This is a genomic window from Actinocrispum sp. NPDC049592, from assembly GCF_040675465.1.
Taxonomy (GTDB): Bacteria; Actinomycetota; Actinomycetes; order Mycobacteriales; family Pseudonocardiaceae; genus Kibdelosporangium.
In genome coordinates this window covers 82403-102854 of the sequence record NZ_JBFAPA010000003.1, presented here as the reverse complement: position 1 = coordinate 102854, position 20452 = coordinate 82403, and the positions used below count along the sequence as shown (strand labels likewise).

Here is a 20452-nt window from a genome sequence, read left to right as displayed (position 1 = left end):
CCAAGATCCATAACAGTGTGCGCCCTGCCGACCGGTCCGGCACTGGCCAGGTGTAACGGCAGGCTTGACACCCGGCCGGCCGGCACCCAAGGTATATAACTGACGGACCAGTCAATTTTCCTCGGGAGCTCCCATGGCACGACCTGTCCGCGACGGCATGGCGGTGACGGACGAGCAGCGGCAGTTCGTCTCGCTCGCGTCGGACTTCGCGCTGCGGGAGATCCGGCCCGCCGCCCGCGCGGTGGACGACGCGCAGACCGAGTCGCCGCTCGACGTGTGGCGCGCGGCGGCGAAGGTTGGGCTGACCGCGTTCATGCTGCCCGCCGAACATGGCGGCGGCGGGGTGTCCGAGCTGGTCACGCAGGCGCGGATCCAGGAGGAGCTCTGCTACGGCGACATCGGGATTGGCAACTTCGTCACGTCGAACGGGTTCTACGCGGCGCCGATCCTGGAGCTGGGCACACCCGAGCAGCGCAGCCGGTGGCTCGACCCGCTGTGCACGGATGACCCGCCGGTCACGGCCCTGGCGGTGACCGAGCCGGATGTCGGCTCGGACGCGGCTTCCTTGAAGACCACTGCGACGATTCGCGGCGACCACTATGTCCTCGATGGACAGAAGGCGTGGATCTCGAACGCGCCCTACGCGCAGTCGTTCGTCATCTTCGCGACGGTCGCGCCCGGCACACGCAGCAAGGGGGTTACCGCCTTCGTGGTGGACCGCGACACCGAGGGGCTCACGGTCGGCAAGCCGATCAAGAAGCTCGGCCAGCGGGCGATCGTCAACGCGGAAGTGTTCCTGGACAACGTCAAGGTGCCGGTGGACAACCGCCTCGGCGAAGAGGGGCAGGGCTTCTACGGGCTGATGCGGACGTTCGACGCGTCCCGGATCCTGATCGGTTCGGCCACAACGGGTCTGGCGCGAGCGGCGCTGGATCTGGCGACGGAGTACGCGAAGCAGCGCGTCCAGTTCGGCGTGCCGATCATCGACCACCAGGCGGTCGCGTTCCGGCTGGCCGACATGGCGACCAAGGTGGACATCTCCCGGCTGATGACCATGCGCGCTGCCAGGCTGTTCGACGCGCACGAGGACGTCACCGCGGAGGCGGCGATGGCCAAGCTCACCGGGTCGGAGAACGCCGTGTGGTGCACCTGGGCGGCCATCCAGACGCTCGGCGGCTGGGGCTACTCGCAGGAGTTCCTGGCCGAGAAGTGGTGGCGGGACGCCAAGCTGGAGGAGATCGAGGAGGGCACCTCGGACATCCAGCGCCTGGTGATCTCGCGGCGGCTGGCCAAGGCATGAAGGTCTTCCGGGACCCGCGATCCGTCGCGGTCGTCGGCGCCAGCGACAACCCAGCGAAGTGGGGACACTGGCTGGCCAAGGGTGCGCTGACCGGTAGTGACAGACGAAGTCTGTATTTTGTCAACGCGAATGCCACTTCTGTTCTCGGTCAGCCCGCCTATGCCTCGTTGAGCGACCTGCCTGAGGTGCCAGAGCTCGTGGTGCTCACCGTTCCGGCGAAAGCGGCTGCCGGGGTGGCCGCGGAAGCGGCCGAACTGGGGGTGCAGGGGCTGATCGGGATCACCGCGGGAGTCCGGTTCGACCGCGGGCAGATGCGGGTGCTCGGTCCCAACTGTCTCGGGCTGTACGACTCGGAGACGGCGTTGAGCCTGGCGTGGGGAACTTTCACGCCCGGGCCGCTCGGGATCGTCTCGCAGAGCGGGCAGGTAGGCCTGGAGATCGCCGGACTTGCAGATGCACAAGGTATCGGCGTGTCGAGGTTCGTCTCGGTCGGCGACCAGCTGGACGTCACGCACGACGAGGTTCTCGACGATCTCATCACGCATGAGTCGACGCGCCTGGTTGTGTTGTACGCCGAGGGTTTCGGTGCTGGGCGTGCGCTGATCCGGACCGTCGCGAGGCTGACCGCCGCAGGCAAGCGGACGATCGTCCTTGCCGTTGGTGGCAGTGAGACCAGCCGCGAGGCGGCTCGATCGCACACCGGCGCCCTGACGTCCGCGATGGATGTCGTCGACGCGGCCTGCCGTGCCGCAGGGGCGATCCGGGTGACCACGCCCGCGGAGGCTGTCAATCTCGCGCAACTGCTACTCCATATGGAGCCGACCGGTGACCGAATCGCGATCCTGACCGACAGTGGCGGTCAGGGTGCGATCGCTGCGGACATCGCCACCGCGTACGGACTTCAGCCCGCGGCGCCGATTGATCTTGCCGGCGCGGGCGAGCAGGACCTCGGAATTTACAGTCAGGTCGTCGCGCAGCTGCAGGACTTCGACACGATCCTGATCACCGGTTACTTCGGCTGCTACGGCAACGAAACGCCTTCGTTGGCGGCGCGGGAGATCGAGGTGATCGAGGCGCTGCAAGGAAACGTCATCGTGCACACCATGGCTTCCGGTGGCGCGGCGGTCGATGCCATGCGGCGCAAGGGCATCCCGGTGTACCGGGAGATCGAGTCGGCGCTGGCCGCGGTGAGTGCCGGTCTGCGGTCGGCGCGGGCACGAAACATTCCGGTGGCCTCGGAAGTGAAAGGCCTACCTGGCTCCGGCTATCTGGCCGCGCGGTCCTTTCTGTGCATGGAGGGGATTCCGTTCCCCCGGTGTGTCGAAGGCGTTGACGTGCAAGACCTGCAGGCGCCGTACGTGCTGAAAACCGACTGGATCCCGCACAAGAGTGAGCATGGCGCCGTCGTGCTCGGGCTTTCCTCCCAGGACGAGGTGAATGACGCACACGCCGAGCTGGTGGAACGGCTGGGGCATGGGCGTTATGTGGTCGAGGAAATGGATGTCCGGCCGCAGGCGGTCGAGATGATCGTTGGTGCGCGGCGGGATCCGGCGTTCGGCCCGGTCGTCGTGGTCGGCGCCGGCGGAGTGCTCGCCGAGTTGCTCCAGGACACGACTGCCGAGCTTGCGCCGGTCTCGCACTCGCTGGCGTTGGCTATGCTGGGCCGCCTGAAATGCCTGCCGTTGCTGAAGGGCTGGCGTGGGCAGTCCGCTGTGGACATTGAAGGTCTCGCGGATCTGATCGTGAAGGTCTCCTGGGTTGTCGCGTCCCGGCCGGACATCCATGAGCTGGAGCTGAACCCCGTCCGGGTCACCGCGGACGGCCCGCTGGCGGTCGACACCCTGATCACCGGAGCGCCGGAATGAGGCTCACCGGTGGCGCGGTCCTGGTGGAATCCCTTGCGGCGCACGGAGTCGAGGTGGTGTTCGGCATTCCGGGCACGCACAACCTCGGCATCTACGCGAGCCTGGGCATCCGGCATGTCTCGCCGCGGCACGAGCAGGGCGCCGGGTTCGCCGCCGATGGGTACGCTCGCGCATCGGGCAAGCCCGGAGTGTGCCTGACGACAAGCGGTCCAGGCGTGCTCAATGCCGCGACTGCCGCCGCGCAGGCATATTCGGACTCCGTGCCGATGTTGATCGTCTCGCCCGGACCGCCGACCGACCATCCCGGGCACTGGACCGGGATGCTGCACGAGGTCCGGTCGCAACAGGGTGCCATGGCGGCCGTCACCGCTGGGAGCCATCGTGTTCGCAGCGTCGGCGAGATCTCTTCCGCGGTGGCGCAAGCGTTTGCCGCGATGGCGGCGCGCCCGCATCCCCGGCACATCGAGATCCCTTATGACCTGCTCGATTCCCCGGCCGACGTGCGGATCGTCGACCCGGTCAAGATCGCCCGGCCGGTTCCCGGCGTCACGATGGCCGCCGGCGTTCTCGCTTCGGCTTCCCGGCCCGGGATCATCGCCGGCGGCGGCGCGCGGGGCGCGGATCTGGGGCGGCTCAACATCCCCGTCGTGACCACGACCAACGGCAAGGGTGTGTTGCCGGAGGATCACCCGTACTCGTTGGGCGCGGGACTGCACCACGACGCGGTGGCCTCGTTCATCGCTGACTGCGATGTCGTGCTGGCCATCGGAACCGAGCTGGCGCCCGCTGACCTGTGGAACGGACCGCTGCGGTTCGGTGGCCCGTTGATCACCGTCAACCTCGACCCGGCTCAAGCGCTCGACGCCGACATCGCACTCGTCGGCGACGCCGCCGCGACAGTCGCTTTGCTTGCCGCTGCGGCCGGAGATCCCGCGAGGGCGGCTTTGTGGCGGTCCAGGATCGCTGAGGAGGCCGCCGCGCTCGGCGCGCCTTGGGAACCGCTGACGTCGGCGTTGGCGGCGACCTTGGGGCGAGACGGGATTCTCGCCGGCGACAGCACAATGGCTTGCTACTACGGAACAATCTCGACGTTGCCGCGGTATCGGCCCGGTACTTTCCTGTATCCCACCGGACTCGGCACCCTCGGCTACGGCCTGCCCGCGGCCATCGGTGCCAAGATCGCCCGCCCCGATGTCCGGGTCGCCGCGCTGCACGGCGATGGCGGCTTCATGTTCACCGCACCCGAACTGGCCGCCGCCGCGGCGCTCGGCCTCCCGCTCGCGGTGATCGTCGTGGACAACGGCGGCTACGGCGAGATCAAGCAGAAAATGCTGGCCCGCAACGACACCCTCAAAGCCGTCGACCTGCCCGCCCCCGACTTCGCCGCCCTGGCCGAGGCCCTGGGCTGTCACGGTGTCACCGATCCGCCCGATCTGGCCGGCACGCTCGAAAAAGCCTTCACCGCGACGCGCCCGACGGTCATGCACCTACACGGCAACTAGCCGCGCAACGAGTCGATGTAGGCGAGGCAGGTCGTCTTCATCCGGTTCACCGTCATGTTCTGCGAGGCCAGCAACACCTGGAAGGCCATCCCGTCGATCATGGCGATCAGGGTGTTGGCGTACAGCACGTCGTCGCCGGGGCGGAGCTGGCCGGTGGCCTGCCCGTCGCGGATGATGCCCGCGACGAGGCGGCGCCATTCGCCGTACATGCGCTCGTTGAGGTCCTGCAGCTGCGGCTCGCGGATGCCTTCGGCCCACAAGGCCGCCCAGACCTTCCACGCCTCAATGGTCTCCGCGTCCTGCGGCAGGTAGGACTCCACCACGTACCTCAGGCGCGTCACGGGATCGTCGGGGGAGTCGAGGATCCAGCGGCGGCGTTCGAGGGACCGGCTGAAGTTGTACTCGAACGCCGCGTGGACGAGCTCCTTCTTGCTGTCGAAGTAGTAGTGCACCGTCCCGCCGCTCACGCCGGCCACCTGCGCCACATCGGACACGCGCAGGTTCACGTAACCCTGGGCGGCGATCACCAGGCAGGTCGCGCGGAGGATCTGGTCCTTGCGTTCGGCTTCGACGCTGGGGCGGGGCATGGTCACACCGTAGCCGGGCCGAACCGCGCCGCGATGACCTCGGTGGCCTCGGCGGCGAGTTCGGCGGCGGCGGCGCGGGGGCTGACCGTGCCGGCCCGGTCGAGGACGCGGGCGACCAGCGTCCGCATGCTGGATCGCACCTTGGCGAAGGCCTCGTCGGCGGAGGCCGAGACGTCCCCGAACAGCGTCCACCACCACCAGGAGTTCGTGGCGGAGTTGGCGACCACATCAGGAATGATCAACACGCCCCGGTCGACCAACGCGGGCTCCGCAGCGGCGGTCACGGGCATGTTGGCGGCCTCGACGATCAACTGAGCCTGTACCAAGGAAGCGTCGTCGATCGCGTACGACACCGCCGCGGGGATGAGCACGGAAGCCGGTACCGACAGCCAGGAGGACAGCGGCAGCTCGACATCCGACGGACGCAGCTCGGACCGGTCGATCATCCCGAACGCATCCCGCGTCAGCAAAAGCCGTTCCACATCAAGCCCGGCGGGGTTCGCCACAACGCCTGCGGCGTCCGCGATCCCGACCACGGGAACCCCGGCCTGCGCCAGGAACCGGGCCGTGGCGCCGCCCATCGAACCGAACCCCTGGACGAAAGCTGTCGGCTCGGTCAGGCCAAGCCGTTCGATACCAACCAAAGCCGCCTCGGCGACCCCGCACCCGCCGACCAGCGAGTCCAGCCCGACACCGTCCACTGTGACCGCGAACGCGTCCGCAAGCCGTTGCCGCGCCTTGACCTCGTCGTCCAGCAACGGATACACGGCCTGGATGGACGACTCCATGCCCAGCGCGGACAACACGGAGTCGATCGTCTCCTGGCGCAGCCCGAGATCCTCGCCCATGGTCCAGAACCGCTCGATGTACGGGCGCATCGCGATCAGGTACCGCCGCAACACATCGACCGCGTCGGGGGAGCGTGGGTCGCACGAGATCCCGCCCTTGGCGCCGCCGAGCGGGATGTACCGGCTGGCGGGGTCGTAGTTGAGCGCCTCCTTGGCGGTCATCCCGGCGGCGAGCCCGGCGACCTCCGTCAGCGTGCAGCCGTCGCGCATGCGCAGACCGCCGCTGGAGACGCCGCGCACCAGCCGGTCGATGACCAGGTACCCAGGCCGCCCGGTCACCGGGTCGTGCCAGATGACCTGCAGATACGGGCTAAATTGATTGGTCACTCAATCAGTATCCGTCCATGTCAAGTGCTGAAGGTGCTTGACACATGCGGTGATGGGCGTCACCTTCTAATAACTGACTGACGGACCAGTTATGGAGGCGGGATGGACGCCCTGGGATCCGGGTGGGACACGCAACGGTCGCGGTTACGGCGGTCGCTGCGCCGCGTCGACGTCGTGTTCTTCCTGCTGTGCACGCTGGTGGGCCTGGACACGATCGGCAGCGTCGCGGCCAAGGGCCCGGAAGGCCTGACGTGGATGATCGTCCTGGCGGTCGTGTTCTTCCTGCCCTACGGCATGCTCGTGGCCGAACTCGGCACCACGTTCCCGGTCGAGGGCGGCCCGTACGTGTGGACCAAGCTGGCGTTCGGCCGCGCGGTCGCCGGGGTCAACCAGGTGCTGTACTGGCTGACCAACCCGGTCTGGGTCGGCGGCAGCCTCACGATCATCGCGGTGACCACGTTCAAGACGTTCTTCGTCGACCTCGGCCAAACCGGCACCTACATCGCCGGGCTCGTGTTCATCTGGGCCGGCGTGCTCGCGGTCGCGACCTCGTTGCGGGTGGGCAAGTGGATCCCGACCGCGGGCGCGCTCGCGCGGGTCGTGCTGCTCGGGTTCTTCGCCATCTCGGTGATCATCTACGGGTTCCAGCACGGCGTGCAGCCGTTCGGCGACATGTCACCGACCTACACCGGGTTCATCGCGCTGGTGCCGTTCGTGATCTTCAACTACGTCGGCTTCGAGCTGCCGACCGCGGCCACCGAGGAGATGGCCGACCCGCAGAAGACCGTGCCGTTCGCGATCCTGCGCTCCGGCGTCGCGTCCGTCCTGCTCTACGGCGGCCCGATCCTGGGCATCCTGCTGGTCGTGCCGGCCGGCAGGCTCAGCGGCCTGTCCGGGTTCATCGACGCCTGCAAGACCGTGCTGACCGTGTACGGCGGCGAGATCAGCGCCGACGGCACGGTGACGCTGACCGGCTCGGGGCAGCTGTTCGGCACGATCTGCGCGGCCGGGCTGATCGTCGGCCTGCTCACCAGCGGGGTCAGCTGGGCGATCGGCGCACACCGGGCCCAGGCGGTGGCCTGCGCCGACGGCGCCGGACCGCGCTGGCTCGGCGAGATCTCGGCCAAGCGCGGCACACCGGTCCGGGTGAACGTGCTGTCCGGGATCCTCGCGTCGATCACGATGATCCTCGCGCTCAACCTCACCGGCGGGTCCGCGGAGAAGTACTTCGCCGCCGGGCTCGGCCTGACCATCTCGATGACGTTCGTGACCTATGTGGTCACGTTCCCGTCGTTGCTGGTGCTGCGCAAGAAGATGCCGGACGTCGAACGGCCGTTCCGCGTACCCGGCGGCTGGGGCACGGCCACGGTGGTGACCCTGCTGCCGACGATCCTCGTCGCGTTCACGGTTGCCACGCTGATCTGGCCCGGCCTCGGCGTCGGCTGGTTCGGCACCGGCGGCGACCCGGACGACTCGCTGCCGGCCTCGTTCGCCGGTGACCGCCTCTCGTACACGCTCAGCCAGCTGGTTCCCCTGGCCGGGGCGATCCTGATAGGCATGGTGTTCATCAGCCTGGGACGAGAGAAGAGCGAGCTCCGCGATGATCGTGTTGGCGCACCTCAGTGACATCCACATCGACGACGAACGGAGCATCGAGCGCGCCTCGCGCGTGCTGCGCTACCTCGCGGACCTGGAAGGCGAGATCGACGCGATCCTGGTGACCGGCGACCTCGCCGACCACGGCCTGGCCGAGGAGTACGAACAGGTCGCCAAGCTGCTGGTGAGCACGCGCCCGGTGCTGCACTGCCCAGGCAACCACGACATCCGGCGCCCGTACCGCGAGGTCCTGCTCGGCGAGACCGGCGGCGACGAGCCGATCAACCAGGTGCACCACGTGGCCGGCGCGGTGTTCGCGATGTGCGACTCCAGCATCCCCGGCCAGAACGAGGGCTACCTCGCCGACGAGACCCTGGCCTGGCTGGAGCAGGTCCTCACCGACGCGGGTGACGCCCCGGCGTTCGTGTGCTTCCACCACCCGCCGGTGATGCTGCACATGCCGTTCATCGACCGCATCAAGCAGAACGGGGAAGAACGCCTCGCGGCACTGCTGTCGAGGTTCCCCAACGTGGTAGCAGTGCTGTGCGGACACGCGCACACCGGCGCCGCTACAACGTTCGCGGGACTGCCGTTGCGCGTCGCACCTGGCGTGGTCTCCACACTCGTGCTGCCCTGGGAGACCACCGACAAGGTCGTCTACCTCGAGCAGCCGCCCGCGCTCGCGTTCCACATCCTCGACGACAACCACGGCCTCACCACCCACTACCGCGCCATTCCCGCAGCTCACCTATCGTGACGGGCTACCAGGGCTTGAGGGGGAGGACTGCTTCGACGTTGCCGCCGTCGGGGCCGGGGCGGGCTTCGCAGCGGCCACCGACTTCGGCGGCACGTTCGGACATCGACGCCAGGCCCACTCCGGCAGACCAGCCGTCGGCGGCGGTGGCGCCGTCGTCCTGGACCTGGATGTGCAGTTCGTCGCCGACGGTGATGCGGACGCGGACGTTCTCGGCGCCGGAGTGCTTGGCCGCGTTGTTCAACGCCTCGGCGCTGATCCGGTAGGCGGCGACCTCGACCGCGGCGGGCAGCTCGGGCATGTCCGGCGGGGCGTCCACGCTGACCGTCAACGGCCGGCCACCCTCCTGATAGGACAGCCGCTCGGCCTCCCGGTGCAACGCGCCGACGAGGCCGAGCTCGTCCAACGCGGGTGGCCGAAGGCCCTCGACCAGCCGCCGGATCTCCACGATCGCGTCGCTGATGTCCCCGCGCAGACGCACCAGCAGGTCCACGGCGGTGTCCGGATCGGACTTGGCCAGGTTGCGGGCCGCGTCGGTGGCGTAGGCGACGCCGCTCAACGTGGGGCCGAGGCCGTCGTGCAGGTCCCGCCGGAGCCGCCGCCGTTCCTCCTCACGCGCGGCCACGATCCGTTCGCGCGACTGCTGCAGTTCCTCGGACAACATGGTCGCCCGCAACGCCACCCCGAGCGGGATCGCGAGCACGGTGAGCACGTGCGTGTCCTGCGTGCCGAGCCGGGTCTGACCCGGGCGAACGCCGATGACCAGCTCACCGCTGGCCGAGCCGGACGCCGCCAGCGGGATCACCTCGAGCACGCCCGCGGCCGACCCGGACGCCGCGACTTCGCGCCCCTGCAGCCGGAACGCCGCATAGGGCAGCTGCAGTGAGTCCCGGACGGCGGTCAGCAGATCGTCGAGCGACCCCATCTCGGCGTCCAGCCGAGCACTGAGGTGGCTCAACGCCCGCACCGGATCCCGTCGCATCCCGTACAGCGCACGGTCCAGAACTCGTTGCAGCCACACGCGTACCGGGTTGAACACCAACGCCACGCCGATCGCCAGCACACAAGCCGCGCCGAGGTTCGCCGACAGGCTCAGCGTCCCACCGAGCGCCAAGGCCAGCCCGGAGTACAACGCGATCACGCCGACGATCAGCAGGAAGTACAGCAACGCCCGGGACACCACGAGCCGGATGTCCAGCAACCGGTACCGCAGCAGCGCCACGGTCATCGCCGCGGGCACCAGCGCGGGCATGACCATCATCAGCTCGGGCCCGAGCCGCAGCACCAACGGCAGGTACGCGATCGCGTTGCCGATCAACGCCAGCACGAGCCACAGCAGCTGCCGCCGCAACACCTCGTCGCCCCGCCGGTACCGGACGACCAACGACGCCACCACGCCCAGCGCGGGCACCCCCCAGGCGAACCGCGCCTCGGGCCAGCCGATCACGAACGGCGGTGCCGCCACCACCAGCGCCCACCCCACGGCCTGCCACCACGGTCCCGGCAACCGCCCGGTCGGGAACAGCAACAGCGTCAACGGGAACACCAGCGACACCGACAGCAGCCACGCGTGCTGGCCGGTGGCGTTGCCAGCGGGCAGGGACACCGCGCTGATCGAGTGCAGCAGCGACGCGGCCAGGAACAACCAGCCGATCGGGTTGCGCGGCCGTGCCTTCGCCAGCAGGAACCCACAGATCCCCAGGCCGAGGCCCAGCACCGCGTGCGCGATGACGAACCGCGGGTCGCCGCCCAGCACCGTCACGAGCGCCAGCGCGGCGGTCGCCGCCACGGCGGTGAGCGCGAAGCAGCCACTGGCAACCCAGGTCACCGGCCGGTGAGCGATCTGCGGCACCCGCTCATCCTCCGTCCCGCCGGCGGTTTTGTCCTGGGATCGGCGTCCCGATCTCACCCGGACAGTTTCCCGCCCTGTCCCGGCCCGGACCCCTGCCATTTGGGTGTCCGGGAGCGCAAGGGTTGTGCATCGGTCCAGCGGGGAAGGGAATAAGGCGATGCGTTGCACTCTGGTGGCTGCCGTGCTGGGCGCCGCGCTCGTGCTGGCGGGCTGCGCGAACCAGACCGCCGGCGTCCCGCAGGCCAGCGGTGACGGCGCCAAGTCCTCGGCCTCGACGGCGGGCAAACCCGCCGGGAAGCCGGCCGCCGACCCGAAGGCGTTGATCTCGAACGCCGCCAAGTCCACACGGGACGCGAGCACGGCGAAGTTCGAGTACACGATGGATGGCGCGAAAGAGGCCGACCTCGGCATGAAGTTCGCCAGCAAGGGCGAGATGGACTTCAAGGCCAACCGGGCGAAGATCGAGTCCGTCGTCGAGACCGACGGCCAGAAGGTGACGATGTCGATCGTCACCGATGGCGACACGCTGTACATGCGCACCACCACCGACGGCGCCGAGGACGGCCCGTGGACCAAGACCGACGCGGCCGCGCTGGCCGGTCAGCTCGGCGGCGGGAAGACCTCGCCGGGCAGCGACCCGATGTCGTTCATCGACCAGATCAAGGACCTGGCCACGGTCACCCCGGACGGCACGGAGGCGGTCCGCGGGGTGCAGGCGACCCGGTACCGGCTCGTGCCGAACGCGGGCGGCGAGGAACTCGGCGACTCGAAGATCTGGATCGACGGGCAGAACCGGCTCGTCCGCTTCCAGGTCGGCGCCAAGACGTTCGGCAGCATCACGGCCGAGTTCTTCGACTACGGCGCCCCGGTGTCCATCGAGATCCCGAAAGTGGGCTGAGCACAGACCCCGATTGCCGTCCCCCCAGCCGGCGATCGGCAAGGGAATCACCCCGCCCTCGTCCTTAAGGCGGGGTGATTTCCGTTATGGCACAAAGGGTCAGCGGCCGAGACCGGCTTCCCGGGCGCGCACGATCGCGGCGGCCCGGTCGACCACCCGCAGCTTGGCGAAGATCGCGGAGATGTGGTTGCTGACCGTCTTGGGTGCGAGGTGCAGCTGACGGGCGATCACCGCGTTGCCCAGCCCGGCCGCCACCAGGTCGAGGACCTCCCGTTCGCGCGCGGTCAGATCCGGGAACGGCTCCGCGGTCCGTGGTGTGGCCAGCAGGTCCAGCACGCGGTGGGCCACGTTCTGGCCGAAGATCGCCTCCCCGGCGGCCACCCCGCGCACCGCCCGCACGATGTCCTCCTGGCCCGCGCCCTTGAGGATGTAGCCGCGGGCACCCGCGCGCATCGCCGAGACCACCGACTCGTCGTCGTGGAACATGGTCAGCACCAGCACGGCCACCTCGGGAACGTGCTGCAGCACCTCACGCGTGGCGGCGATCCCGTTGAGGTCGGGCATCTGCAGGTCGACCAGCAGCACGTCCGGCTTGTGCTCGATGGTGGCCTCCACCGCCTCGCGGCCGGTGGTCGCCTCGGCGACGACCGTGATCCCGTCGACGGAGGACAGCAGCGCCTGCAGACCGCTGCGGACCACCGGGTGGTCGTCCGCCAGCACCACTGTCAGTTCCTTCTCCGGCAGTGTCATGACTGTTCCGCCTCCCCGGATTTAACCCTGTTGGTCGCGTTGGGCCGGCACGGTCCAGTTCGGTACGTACTGGTGGCCAGGTTGCGTCCCGTTCCCCTCAGGTGCGGTTGGGAGCCGCCCGGCTCATGCACACCTGAGGTTGACACAAGGGGGGTCATGACCTCTCCGTCAGGTTGGGTGGGCCGGGGGTCATTGCCGGCCGCCGTTGTCCGCTGCCCAGCGCGCCAGCGCGACCCGTGAGGACAGGTTGAGCTTGGCGTAGCTGTTGCGCAAATGGGTCTCCACGGTTCGCGGCGACAGGAACAGCCGGGCCGCGATGTCCGCGTTGGACAGTCCGTCGCCGAGCAGCCGGACCACCTCCAGCTCCCGGGTGCTCAGCACGCCCGAGATCCGCGAGGACGGCACCCGGATGCCCATCGACCGCGCGTGTTTGCGGGCCCGCGCGGCCCAGGGTGCGGCTTCCTGCCGGTCGAACGCCTCGACCAGTTCCAGGACGCGGGTCCGGTCGCCGGTCAGTTCGGCCCACTCCAGCCGGGTCTGCGCCGCGATCAGGCCCGCGCCCATCCGCGTGAACGCATCGGCGGCCCGCTCCAGCAACTCCGCCGAGGAGTCCCGCAGCCCGGTGAGCCGGTCGGCGATGGTCGCGAAGAACGGCGCACCGCGGAACCGTTCCAGGTGGGCGATGGTCGACCCGAGCGCGTCGAAGTCCCGGCGGGCCACCAGGATCAGGCCGGCGAACAGCGGCTCGACACAGCTGAGCGGCTCGTTGTAGCTGACCCACTCGGGCGTGGCGGCGACCTGACCGGTACGTCCACTGTGGATGGAGGTGGCCATGTCGGCCAGCGCGGTCAAGGTGGACACGCTGATGTCCTGCGCGACCGAGATGCCCTCCGCCTCCGTCCGGCACTCGTCCGCCTCGCCCAGCCTGCCCTGCTCGGCGAGCACGATCGACCGGCCGAGCAGCATCCGCGTCAGCGACCGGAACAGCTGCCCGCCGCGGGCGATCCGGATGCCTTCGTCCGAGGCCCGCAGCGCGGTGCGCAGATCGCCCCGCACGTAGTTCGCGGTGACATAGCTGAACTGCACCGAGGCGGACGCCGAGGGCACGTCCAGCTGCGCGAGCTCCGTGCGCACGCGAGTGGCGTGTTCGAGCGCCGCCGGGATGTCCCCGGCCGCGATGCACAGCCACAGCAGCAACCGGCGGGCGGCCTGCATCTGCATCGGCGAGTCGCTCCGCCCGCACATCTGCGCCAGTCCCAGCACGCGGGTGGCGGCCGCCAGCGCCCGGCTGATGTCGTATTCCGAGACCGCCTGCAACGCATCGCCATACGCGCCCACGGCCTGCCCGGCCGTCGTGGGATCCGTGGCGAACGACCGCAGCTCGTCGATCATGGCCTGGGTCGAGGAGACCTGCGTCCGGCGCAACGTGAAGATCATCTTGAGCATGGCGCCGTTCGGGTCGCCCGCCGCGAACTCCACGTCCGGGGCGGGGTTTCCGTTCTCGGAGGCCAGCAAAGCGAGTCGGTAGTGCAAATTGGACAGCAACGTCCCGCTCGCCAACGCGCTCGCCTTCGTCCACACGGCTTCGGCGTTCGACAGCTGCCCGGCCGCCTGGTACGCAAGGCCCAAACCCTCCAGCAGCACCGGATCCTCGGGCGAGTTGGCCACCGCTGCGGTCATGTACGTGATGGCCTCGGCGACATCGTGCACGGCCATCGCGCGCCAGCCCGCCTCAGCGGTGACCTTCGCCGCGCGTGCCGCGTCAACGAGATCCCCGGCCTCGCGGTAGTGCGGAGCCAACGCGAGAACGTCGCCGGGTGTCTGGGCGTCGATTGTCCGCGCGATCGCCGCGTGCAGGGTTCTTCGTTCCCCCAACGTCAATTCGGCGTACGCGACCTCGGCGTAGAGCGGGTGCGCGATCCGGTACGACGTGCCCTGTTCGACGATCAGCCGCGCCGCGATGAGTTTGCGCAGGGTCGCGTCGAGCGGGCCGTCCCACAACGCTGCCAGCAAAGCGTTCGAGGCGACATCGGCGACCGACACGATCTCCAGCAGCCGCCGCTCGTCCTCGTTCAGCTGCAGCAACCGGCTGAGCACGACATCCCGCACGATCACCGGCAACGTGTCCGGCCGCAGCGAAGAGGCCCCGTCATGCACCAAAGCCGTGACGAACAACGGGATTCCCTTGGCCCGCGCGGTCACCCCCTGCAGCATCCGCTCCGGAGGGACCTCGCCGAGGAGATCCTGCACAAGGGTGGCGACATCGTTGTCCGCCAACGGCGTCAGCCGGATCTCGTTGTCCTCGCGGCGGGCCCCGGCGGACAGCTCGGCGAGGACGTCGCTGGGCCGGTACGCGGCCAGGACCAGCACCTGGCCGACGTGCCCGATGTAGTGCACCAGCTCGATCGTGCCGCGGTCGGCCCAGTGCAGGTCGTCGACGAACAACACGGCCGGGGCCAGCTCGCCGACCAGCCGCGCGACCTCCTCGAACATCCGGGTGCGTTCCAGTTCCGGGTCGGTCACCGGCAACGTCCGCGCACCGGTCATCAACGGCCCGAGGTCGGCACCCCCGGACAGGTGCGGCCGCAACGCCTCCACGATCGGCGCGTACGCCAGCCCGCTGTGCAACGGATGCGCCTGTCCACTCAGGACAGCGCAGCCCTTCGACCGTGCGTACTGCAGTGCCTCGGCGGCCAGCCGGGACTTGCCGATCCCCGCCTCCCCGCTGAGCAGCACCATCCCACCCCGCCCGCCGAGCGTCCGGTCGACCGCCTCGGTGAGCCTGGCCAGCTCCGAACCCCGCCCCCTGATGTCCATCGTTACTCAGTGTATCGGCGTTTGCGCCCGCTGATCACGGCCATGGCCAGCGATGATGTCAGCTCGGTGGTGCTGGTCTCGGTCAGGCCGGCGCCGGCCAGCCACCCTTCGTAGGCGGCCGGCGAGTGCACACAGCCGCTGCGGGTCCGCAGGTACAGCGAAAGATCGTGGATCGCCGACCCCGGCCCCCCGGCCATGGTCTCGACGATCGCGAGCACGCCGTTCTCCGCGAGCGACCCGGCCAGCCGGTCGAGCAGCGCGGCGCAGGTGGCCGGCGGGAACAGGTGACAGACCTGGCCGAGCACGATCAGGTCGTAGGCGCACGGCTCGAACGGCGTGCTGAACACGTCGCCCTCGAGGTACTCGTACCGGTCCTTGAGCCCGGCCCGTTGGACCGCCCGGCGGGTCGCGGGCAACACCTGCGGCAGGTCCATCGCGGTGACCCGGCAGCCGGGATTCCTGATGCTGTACGCGATCGTCCACGGCGCCGCGCCCGCGCCCACATCCAGCACGCGTTTGGCTTGGGGCAACACGTCCGCGGCTTGTTCGACGGCGTCACCCCACAGCCCGGCAAGGAAGTTCACCGTCGGCGGGTAGACCTCGCTCGCCGTTTCGGACATCGACGCCTCGTACACCGGAGCGCCCGTGCGGACCGCGTCAGGAAGGTGGTCCCACAACGGGATCAGCGGGTGCAGCGCGGCCAGCCCGGTGAGCACCGGCCGGTATCGCCCGTCCGCCAGCCGTTCCACGAACCCGCGATCGGCCAGGGTGGACAGCACGACGCGGACCCCGCGCTCGGACGCGCCACAGGTGCGGGCCAGCTCGGCGGGTTCCGCGGGCTCACGGTCGATCCGGTCCAGCAGACCCAGCCGGACCGCCGTGGAGAACGCGGCGACCGTCCCGGCCGCCTCGGTCAACGTCAGGAACGGAGTGCTCACGACTCCACCTCCACGATCCCGCGATCGCCGTGCACGGTCACGATCTGCCCGTCCCGCAAGCAACTCGTCGCCGATCCGGTGGCCACCACGGCGGGGATCCGGTACTCGCGGGCGATGATCGCGGGATGCGACAACGCGCCGCCCGCGTCCGTCACGATCGCGCCCACGGCCGGGAACAGCACCGACCATGACGGCCGGGTGGACCGGCAGACCAGCACATCGCCCGCCGCGAACCGGTCGAAGTCCCGCTCGGAGGTGATCATCCGCACCGGTCCGCGATACCTGCCCGGCGCCCCAGGCACTCCGGTCAGCTTCTTCGAGGTGACCGGCTGGGTGCGGTTGCTCTGGTCCATCGCGAGCACGTGGTCGGCGACCAGCAGCATCGACTCCATGGTGACCCGCAGGTCCTCGCGCAGCCAACGGGTCGACGGCGGCTGAGCCTCCCGGCCGTAGGCGCGCGGGCCCGGGTTGGCCAGCGCCCACTCGTGCCTGCCCCGGTTCGCGGTGACCACCGCGCGCCGGTCCTCGCCGTCCCGCAGCGCGGCGAGCACTTCCTCGACGCGCAGGAAGAACACGTCCTCGGTGGCGTCGATCTGGCCGCGGCCGGCGAGCCGTTCCCCGGCTTCCAGGGCGGCGTAGCGGCACAACGCGTTCGGCGCGTCCAACGTGAAGAACACGTTGTCCTCACGGATCGGGTAGGCCCGGGTCATCCGGTCCAGTGCGGCGTCGAAGCTCGCGAGATCCTTGTCCCGCAACTCCGCGCGCGCTTCGGCCGCGGCCTCTTCACGCTGTCGCTGGAGCTCGATCGAGTCCTCCTCCGGGTGATAGCCCTTGGCCTGCCGGTCCCGCAGCAGGCTCCAGAGCAGGCCCGGGACCTCGCCCAGGGTCGGATCCGCCAGTTCCATCGTCATCGAACGGCAGCCATAGACGTGCGCGAACTCGTTGAACTCGAGGGAGTTCTCCGTCGTGCCGGCCAGTGCGCGCAGTTTGCGGGCGGGTTCGGTGGACCGGAACGACAGGCCCGCGAACAGCCGTTGGATCTGCGGCTGACCCCAGCCGAGCAGGCCCCGGCAGAGCGCGGACAGCTCGCCGAGCGCGAGCAAATGCGCCACGTTGGTCCGGAAGTGCGTGTGCCAGCCGTCAGAGGTCAGCTGCCGCACGGCCTCGAGGTGCCGGGCGAGATCCTCGATGTCCAAAGTGGTCAGATCGGTGTCCCGGAGGGCGCTGATCCGGCGCTCGTAACCCGGAAGTGTCTCGACGTGCCACTCGGTCACGACCTGCTCGGCGAACCCGGTCCGGGCGACCTCCCGCGACCGGCGCATCCGCTTGCGCCCCTCACCCGACAGCCGCAGCAGCCACGGCAACAGCCAGCCCGGCGGCGTGCGGGCGTCCGGCGGGGCACCGACCGGCTGCATCGAGGTGTACCACCAGCCGCCGATCTCGGTGATCCGCGGCACGACGAGCAGGCCGAACTCGGCGCACGCGGCGCCGAAGCCGGCGTCGCTGTCCATCACCGAGGCGCTCAACGGGGTCAGCGGCAGCGGGAGGTGCGTGTCGTCCCGCCGCCAGTACCCGGGCGGCACCCGCACCTCGATCGGCACCAGCTCGACCGCCGCGTCGACCGACCCCCAAGAGTTGTCCATTGCCGAATGGTCGCCGGACTCACCCGTACGCACCATCCGTGGCACTACGTAATCTGGTCCGCTGCCCACCTCGCGAGGGCGACGCGGGAGTGCAGGCCGAGCTTGGCGTAGCTGTTGCGCAGGTGCGACTCGACGGTCCGTTCGCTGACGAACAACCGGGCCGCGATGTCCGCGTTCGACAGTCCCTCGCCGAGCAGCCCGACCACCTCCAGCTCGCGTTTGCTCAGGCCAGGAGCCCTGCGGGCGGTCGGCAGCCGGACCCCGAGCCCCTTGGCCAGCTTGCGGGTCCGCTCCAGCCACAGCGACATGCCGGCCCCCTCGAACACCTCGGCGCACTGCTTCAACGGGTCCGGGTCGCCGGTCCGCTCGACGTGCTCGACCCAGGCCTGCGCGGCCATGGCCTTCGCACCCATCGAGTCCAACCTGGACGCTGCCTTGCCCGACATGCCCGGCTCGCCCATGAACCCGGCGAGGCGGTCGGCCAGGGCGTCGGTGAACGGCTTGTCCCGCCCTTCGCGGCGCAGCTGGGCCAGGATCTCCGTAGCGTCCTGACCGGCGGCGACCGCGGCCTGGCCCGCGTACATCAACCGGAACCCGGCCGAGATCGGGTCGTGCAACGTGCCCGGGAACTCCGGCAGCCCGGGGGCCAGCTCCGGCTGTCCCTTCTGGATGGCCAGGCTGGTCCGGGCGGACGCGTAGATCATGTGCAGCCCGGCCTCCTCCTCGATGCCCGGCCCGTAGAGCGCCGCGGACTCGTCCAGGTCGGCCTCGCCCTCGGCGAGCCGGCCCAGTTCGACGTTCATCCAGCCGCGGATCATCAGCATCCAGGCGTGCATCCGGTGCCGCGTCGAGCGCCGTTCCAGCTCCAGGCCGCGTTCGATCTCGGTGCGCGCGCCCTTGAGGTCGCCGTGCAGGTGCTTGGCCAGGCTGACGTAGTAGTGGCCGGACGCGCGGAACATCGAGTACTCGAACAATAGCGGCGAGTCCCGGTTGTGCTCGGCGATCCGGACCGCCTCGGCCATGTCCCCGGTGAGGATGCTGATCAGCAGCAGCTGGTTGCCCGCGATGGTGCGCAGCATGGTGGACAGCCGGCCGGGGGAGCGTTCGGCGGCCGCCACCATCGCGTCGACCTCGCTGCGGGCGGTCGCCCAGTCGTTCGCCAGGATCGCCAAGGTCGCCTTGGCCAGGTGCGCGGCGGCCCCACCGACCTGCAGCAGCTCCTGCGCCCCGTGCTGCAGCACGATCCGGTCGTTGGCCCGGATCGCGAAGTTCATCGCCAGTACCGAGTACTCGACCGCGCGGGCCTGGTCCGCGGGCTTTCCGGCCGCCATGGCCACGCCGATCGCCTGCACGCTGGCGTCGAAGTCGCCGCGCTCGGCCTCCAGCAGCGCCAGCCAGAACGCCAGCGGGCCAAGGTGTTCGGTGTGGCCCGCGGCGCGGCCGGCGTCGATGGCCTGGTTCCACGCCTCGGCGGCCTGGTCCAGCCGGCCCGCGCCCTGGTGCAGCCGGCCGATCCCGTCGAGCACCTTGACCTTCAGCTCCGCGTCCTTGGCCTCGGCGACGGCGGCTTTCAGGTAGCGCAGTGCCTCGTCCTCGGCGTGGATCTCCAGGGCGCGCAGGCCCGCGCCGGCCAGGACGGTCGCGGTGCGTTCCGGGTCGGCCAGCGCGCCCGCGCCCAGGTAGTGCGGGGCGAGGGCGAGGACGTCGTCGGAACGTTCGCGGTCGATCGCCTCGGCGACCGCGGCGTGGGCGCGCCTTCGTTCGTGCGCGGTGAGTTCTGCGTAGGCGACCTCGGCGTAGAGCGGGTGCGCGATCCGGTAGAGCACGGTCCGTCCGGCGAGGTGCTCGGTGACCAGTCCACCTTGGACCAGGCCGCGCAGGATGCCGTCGAAGTCGTTGTCGCAGTAGATCTCGCGGAGCAGTTCGGCGGTGCCGGACTCGCCCGCGACGGCGACGATCTCGATCAGTCGCCGGGCCGGTTCGCTGATCGCGTGCAACCGGCCGAGCACGACGTCCCGCACGATCGTGGGCAGGGTCGTCTGGGTGATCGGCGCGCTGGTCAGGGCGGTGACGAAGAGCGGGTTGCCTTGGGCGCGCTCGGTCAGGTCGTGGATGAGCTCGCTCGGCGGGGCCTGGCCGAGGATCTCCGTGGCGAGTTCGGTCACCGCCGGGTCGGTCAACGGCTGCAGGGCGATCTCGTCGCGCGGATCCGCGCGGCGGACCGCCATGGCGAGATCCCTCAGCGGGCCAACCGGTTCGCGGCAGGTGGTCAGCACGAGCACGCCCGGCGCGTTGCGGCTGACGTAGTGCGCGAGTTCGATCGTGCCGAGGTCGGCCCAGTGCAGGTCGTCCAGGAACAGCAAGGCGGGCGCCAGCTTGGCGAGCTGCGCGGTGACGGCCTCGAACATCCGGGCCTTCGCCAGCGTTGGCTCACCGGGCGAACTGCGCGGCGCGGCCAACAAGAGGTCCAGCGCGGTGGTGTCCGCACTGGACGGTCGCAGCGCCTCCACGAACGGCGCGTACGCCAGGCCCGCGTGCAACGGATGCGCGCGACCCTCCAACGTCGCGAACCCCTGCGCCGCCGCTGCCGCGACGACCTCCTGCGCCAACCGGGACTTCCCGATCCCCGCCTCGCCGGACACCAGCACGATCCGGCCCGAGCCGTTCCGCGTCCGGTCCAGCGTGGCGAGCAACGCCCCCAGTTCGGCCCCACGCCCGATCAGCCGAATCCCCACGCCCCCATTCTGTCCCAAGTGCTGCGGCCGGGTGGGGTGC

The 20452-nt window shown here is 69.9% G+C and carries 14 protein-coding genes; 6 read left to right on the top strand and 8 right to left on the bottom strand.

What is annotated here, in order from left to right; all coding sequences use genetic code 11:
- The first annotated feature begins 133 nt into the window (after window positions 1–133).
- The 3 genes from AB0J95_RS10535 to AB0J95_RS10525 are packed head-to-tail and all read left to right on the top strand — an operon-like array spanning window position 134 to window position 4667.
- Entirely contained in the window at window positions 134–1300 is a 1167-nt protein-coding gene (locus tag AB0J95_RS10535) for an acyl-CoA dehydrogenase family protein (RefSeq protein WP_364755323.1), read from the top strand.
- The gene (locus AB0J95_RS10530) at window positions 1297–3165 is read left to right on the top strand and encodes an acetate--CoA ligase family protein (RefSeq protein ID WP_364755320.1); all 1869 of its coding nucleotides are present in this window, start codon (window positions 1297–1299) and stop codon (window positions 3163–3165) included. The genes AB0J95_RS10535 and AB0J95_RS10530 overlap by 4 nt, the downstream gene beginning before the upstream one ends.
- Window positions 3162–4667: a thiamine pyrophosphate-dependent enzyme gene (locus tag AB0J95_RS10525; RefSeq protein WP_364755317.1), complete on the top strand. Its 1506-nt coding sequence runs from the start codon at window positions 3162–3164 to the stop codon at window positions 4665–4667. Before AB0J95_RS10530 ends, AB0J95_RS10525 begins: the two co-directional genes overlap by 4 nt.
- Here the strand turns inward: AB0J95_RS10525 and AB0J95_RS10520 are convergent.
- Together AB0J95_RS10520 and AB0J95_RS10515 are read right to left on the bottom strand one after the other, a co-directional pair.
- Window positions 4664–5254 carry a TetR/AcrR family transcriptional regulator gene (locus tag AB0J95_RS10520; RefSeq protein ID WP_364755314.1) on the bottom strand — a complete coding sequence of 197 codons (591 nt, stop codon included), beginning with the start codon at window positions 5252–5254 and terminating at the stop codon, window positions 4664–4666. The genes AB0J95_RS10525 and AB0J95_RS10520 overlap by 4 nt on opposite strands.
- Before the next feature lie 2 nt (window positions 5255–5256).
- Window positions 5257–6429 (bottom strand): Glu/Leu/Phe/Val dehydrogenase dimerization domain-containing protein, encoded by a 1173-nt coding sequence (locus AB0J95_RS10515; protein ID WP_364755311.1) that lies wholly within the window; start codon window positions 6427–6429, stop codon window positions 5257–5259.
- A 102-nt stretch (window positions 6430–6531) separates the two neighbouring features.
- On the opposite strand from AB0J95_RS10515, the gene AB0J95_RS10510 reads away from it, so the two are divergent.
- Window positions 6532–8055 carry an APC family permease gene (locus AB0J95_RS10510; protein WP_364755308.1) on the top strand — a complete coding sequence of 508 codons (1524 nt, stop codon included), beginning with the start codon at window positions 6532–6534 and terminating at the stop codon, window positions 8053–8055.
- On the top strand, window positions 8030–8782 hold the full coding sequence (locus AB0J95_RS10505; protein ID WP_364755305.1) for a metallophosphoesterase: 753 nt from the start codon (window positions 8030–8032) through the stop codon (window positions 8780–8782). Before AB0J95_RS10510 ends, AB0J95_RS10505 begins: the two co-directional genes overlap by 26 nt.
- A gap of 4 nt (window positions 8783–8786) precedes the next feature.
- On the opposite strand, the gene AB0J95_RS10500 is transcribed toward AB0J95_RS10505, so the two are convergent.
- Window positions 8787–10631: a histidine kinase gene (locus AB0J95_RS10500; RefSeq protein ID WP_364755302.1), complete on the bottom strand. Its 1845-nt coding sequence runs from the start codon at window positions 10629–10631 to the stop codon at window positions 8787–8789.
- Window positions 10632–10788: 157 nt separating this feature from the next.
- On the opposite strand from AB0J95_RS10500, the gene AB0J95_RS10495 reads away from it, so the two are divergent.
- Complete coding sequence (locus AB0J95_RS10495) at window positions 10789–11529, top strand: hypothetical protein (RefSeq protein ID WP_364755300.1); 741 nt, start codon at window positions 10789–10791, stop codon at window positions 11527–11529.
- A gap of 99 nt (window positions 11530–11628) precedes the next feature.
- Here the strand turns inward: AB0J95_RS10495 and AB0J95_RS10490 are convergent, their stop codons facing one another.
- The 5 genes from AB0J95_RS10490 to AB0J95_RS10470 form a co-directional block, all read right to left on the bottom strand.
- Window positions 11629–12279 (bottom strand): response regulator transcription factor, encoded by a 651-nt coding sequence (locus AB0J95_RS10490; RefSeq protein WP_364755297.1) that lies wholly within the window; start codon window positions 12277–12279, stop codon window positions 11629–11631.
- 189 nt (window positions 12280–12468) lie between these two features.
- Complete coding sequence (locus tag AB0J95_RS10485; RefSeq protein ID WP_364755294.1) at window positions 12469–15096, bottom strand: AAA family ATPase; 2628 nt, start codon at window positions 15094–15096, stop codon at window positions 12469–12471.
- 2 nt (window positions 15097–15098) lie between these two features.
- The gene (locus tag AB0J95_RS10480; protein ID WP_364755291.1) at window positions 15099–16034 is read right to left on the bottom strand and encodes a methyltransferase; all 936 of its coding nucleotides are present in this window, start codon (window positions 16032–16034) and stop codon (window positions 15099–15101) included.
- On the bottom strand, window positions 16031–17677 hold the full coding sequence (locus AB0J95_RS10475) for a PEP-utilizing enzyme (protein ID WP_364755288.1): 1647 nt from the start codon (window positions 17675–17677) through the stop codon (window positions 16031–16033). The genes AB0J95_RS10480 and AB0J95_RS10475 overlap by 4 nt, the downstream gene beginning before the upstream one ends.
- A 44-nt stretch (window positions 17678–17721) precedes the next feature.
- Window positions 17722–20412 (bottom strand): AAA family ATPase, encoded by a 2691-nt coding sequence (locus AB0J95_RS10470; protein ID WP_364755285.1) that lies wholly within the window; start codon window positions 20410–20412, stop codon window positions 17722–17724.
- Between the last annotated feature and the right edge of the window lie 40 nt (window positions 20413–20452).